Below are 2984 nucleotides of genomic sequence, written 5' to 3' on the forward strand. Positions count from 1 at the left end.
GGGCAGTTCGAGGACGTGCTGGTGCAGTGCGCCGACACGGCCCGGCATTGTGGGGATGCCGAGGGCTGTGATCAGGGCGCCGAGCGTTTCGGGATACATCGGCTGGCCAGCGCGTCGGCCCGGGAACAGCCATCGGGATTCGCGGTTGGTTGCGGTGTTCATGTTGGTGCGCTGGTCGATCCAGGACAGCAGTAGTTCGGCGACCGGGGCGGGGACCGGTGACGGTGGTTCGCCGAGGCGCAGCAGGATCGTGCCGCTGTCGTTGATCACGTCGTCGAGGGTGAGTCGGACGATGCGGCTGACGGGTTGTGCGTAGAGCAGCACGATGGCCGACGCGACGCGGGACCGCAGCGGCTGGTCCGGTTCGGTGAGCAGACGACCGAGTAGGTCGATCCGCTGGTGCTGCGGCATCGGGGTCGCCGGGCCGATCACAACGGTGGGAAGCCGGAATCGACGGGTGAGCTTGTTGGTGGTGCACCAGTGCAGGAATCCTCGGATCGAGGTGCGGGCGTGAGCACGGTGTTCGACGTGCCAGGCGTCGATATCGGCCTGTCCGCAGTCGGCCAGCATGAGGTCGCGCTGGGCGAGCCAGTCGAGGAACCGGGTGGCCTGGGTGATCTGGGCGGTGAAGCCCCTGCGGCTGCTGACGGAGAGCGGACCACGTTCGGCGCGTGCCCGTAGCCGGGGCTGAACATCCCAGGCGGTGAACCGCTTGATCACGCGGGCGTGTTCGGGATCGGTGATGGTGGCGAGATGGCGGATAGTCCAGCGCTCGAACGCGCAGACCTGTTTGTCGACCTGGGGCAGGGTGCCGCAAGCCATCAGCAGTTCCTCCAGGTGCGCGGCCGCGCGCCAGGGCTGAAGGGCGTGGAATGCCTCGTGGGTCAGCTCGATTTCGCCGCGGCCGAGTTCGGCGAGTAGGTCCGCGGGTGCCCGCTCGCGGCCTTTGCGGTGCTTGAGCCAACACAATCCCGACAGGGAGCTGTTCATCGTCAGCAGGTGCGCGGCCAGTGGGGAGAGTTCGGTTCGGACGCGGCCGGTGTCGTCGCTGAGCAGGCCGGCGAGCTCATCGGCGAAGGTGCAGCGCGAACAGAGGTGACCGCCGTGGAGTTTGCCCTCGTGCCCGCAACGTGTGCAGTGGTAGGAGACGGTGAACCCGGCGCAGTCCGCGCAGATCGGTGTCTTGTCGACGGCCCGGAGGCCGGGCAGCACTCGTTCGATGCCGCAGGTCGGGCAGTGGCCCCGGATCCTCAACGCCCGGTCGTGACAGGTCCGGCAGACCTTGCCGTCAGGCCAGGTCGCGGCGAAGAACCCGTGGCGGCCGCATCGAGCGCAGTCCTTCTTGAACCAGCGCTCGAACTGTTCGTCGGTGCAGTAGGCCGGGCTCACGCGTCAGGAAGGATCCGGGCGGCGCGTGGGCGCAGCTTCGCGACGTTCGCCGGGACCGGACCGGCCAAATCGTCGGTGGCGGTTCGGCTGACGCCGGCGTTTTCGGCGGTGGTCGCGACCAGGTCGGCGGGAGTGCAGCCGAGGATGTCGCAGAGCGCCGAAAGCACCTGCAGAGAAAGCCGTTCCGGCGTTCCAGAGACCAGGCGGTGGACTTGGGAGGCGGACAAGTTGATGCCGCGCTCATGAAGGAGGTGGACGAGTTCGGTGGCGTTGAACTTGCCTCGGGTGGCCATCAGTTCGCGCAGGCGCCAGGTGTAGCCGACGGTTCGTTTCATGCGTTCATCCCCTTCCGGGAGTCCAGAGCGGCGGCGATGGTGGCGTCGAGCTGGCGGCGCAGGGTGCGGGTGCGGAAGTCCGAGGACACGCAGGTGTAGATCGAGGTCGTGGACGCGTGCTCGTGGCCGACCTGTTCCTGCACGAACCGAGGATCCCAGCCGTCCTCGATCAGATGCGTCACATACGACCTTCGCAGACTGTGCAGGTCCAGGCCCGCATCCAGTCCGAGGGCGTCTCGGTAGGCGGCGAAGCGGGAGTTCAGGCGCTGGCAGCCGATCCGCAATCCGCGCTCGGACGGCCAGGCCGCCGGGTTGCCGTCGACGCCGAACAACGGACGGATCTCGGTGAACCACTCCTCGAGCACTTCAGGTGTCCAGTCCCAGACGGTCAGCACGCCACGGCGCTTCGGTGGCGAGCCCTTCTTCGCCTTGCCGTAGCGGACCTGGCAGCGCCCGAACTGGCCGAACTCCCGAGCGTGCGGGTTGACCCCGAAGTCGGCCGCGTCGAGCATTCGGATCTCGTTGCGCCGCAAGCCGAACGAGTACACGGTCTTGAACAGCGTCGCGTCCCGGAACGCAGGCAGCCAACCCTTGCGGCCGAACGCCCGGATCCGCGCGACCTGGTTGTCGGCGTGCTCGAAGAACGCGTGCAGCTCGGCCTTGGTGAATGCCCGCTTCTTCGGGTCGGACTCGGTGTCCTGAGCGTGGACCGCGGTATTCCACTCGTGCACGATCTGAATCGGGTGGCTGCCGAACCGTTCCTCGCATGTCGCCGGCCACTCGTAGAGCGGATCGGTGACGAAGTGGCAGAACGACCGGATCGCCTCGGAGTAGGACCGGATCGTCGACCGCTTCAGATCCCGCAGGGACCGCAGGTCACCCAGCCATTCATCGACCATCGCCGGGCTCCACTGCCACGGGAAGACATTGACGTAGCCGGTGAACGCCTTGACCGTGTTCTCGCGGCCCTCCACCGTCGTGCGGGCCAGGTTCCGGGCCAACTGCTGGTTGGCGAATCCCGCCAACATCGCCTCGAACACCTGTTCCTCCGGCCGCAGCAACGCGACACCGTCGACCAGGTGCAGCCGCGCACCACCCGGCACCGAACCGCCGAAACCCGCCAAACCGGTCACCTCCGTCGGTCGCATCAGATGCGAGAAAGTCGCATCGTATGCGAGTAGGCGCGGAATCCGCAGGTAGTCACCGCGATCTGACCGTTTCGCCCTGATCGGTTCAGCTATGCTCGGCCACGTTGCCGCA

Annotated in this window: 3 protein-coding genes; all 3 read right to left on the minus strand. The window is 67.2% G+C overall.

What is annotated here, in order from left to right:
* Positions 1-1389: hypothetical protein (locus tag ABZV91_RS32285; RefSeq protein ID WP_355249501.1), on the minus strand; the 1389-nt coding region annotated here is incomplete at its 3' end.
* Positions 1386-1724, minus strand: coding sequence for a helix-turn-helix transcriptional regulator (locus ABZV91_RS32290; RefSeq protein WP_355249502.1), 339 nt, complete (start codon positions 1722-1724; stop codon positions 1386-1388). The genes ABZV91_RS32285 and ABZV91_RS32290, both read right to left, overlap by 4 nt.
* Entirely contained in the window at positions 1721-2857 is a 1137-nt protein-coding gene (locus ABZV91_RS32295) for a site-specific integrase (protein WP_355249503.1), read from the minus strand. The genes ABZV91_RS32290 and ABZV91_RS32295 overlap by 4 nt, the downstream gene beginning before the upstream one ends.
* Positions 2858-2984: the final 127 nt, after the last annotated feature.

The organism is Nocardia sp. NPDC004568 (genome assembly GCF_040609955.1).
Lineage (GTDB): Bacteria > Actinomycetota > Actinomycetes > Mycobacteriales > Mycobacteriaceae > Nocardia.

Coding starts and splice junctions, on each gene's coding strand:
- ABZV91_RS32290 (WP_355249502.1), bottom strand. CDS start 1,724: ATGAAACGAACCGTCGGCTACACCTGGCGCCTGCGCGAACTGATGGCC.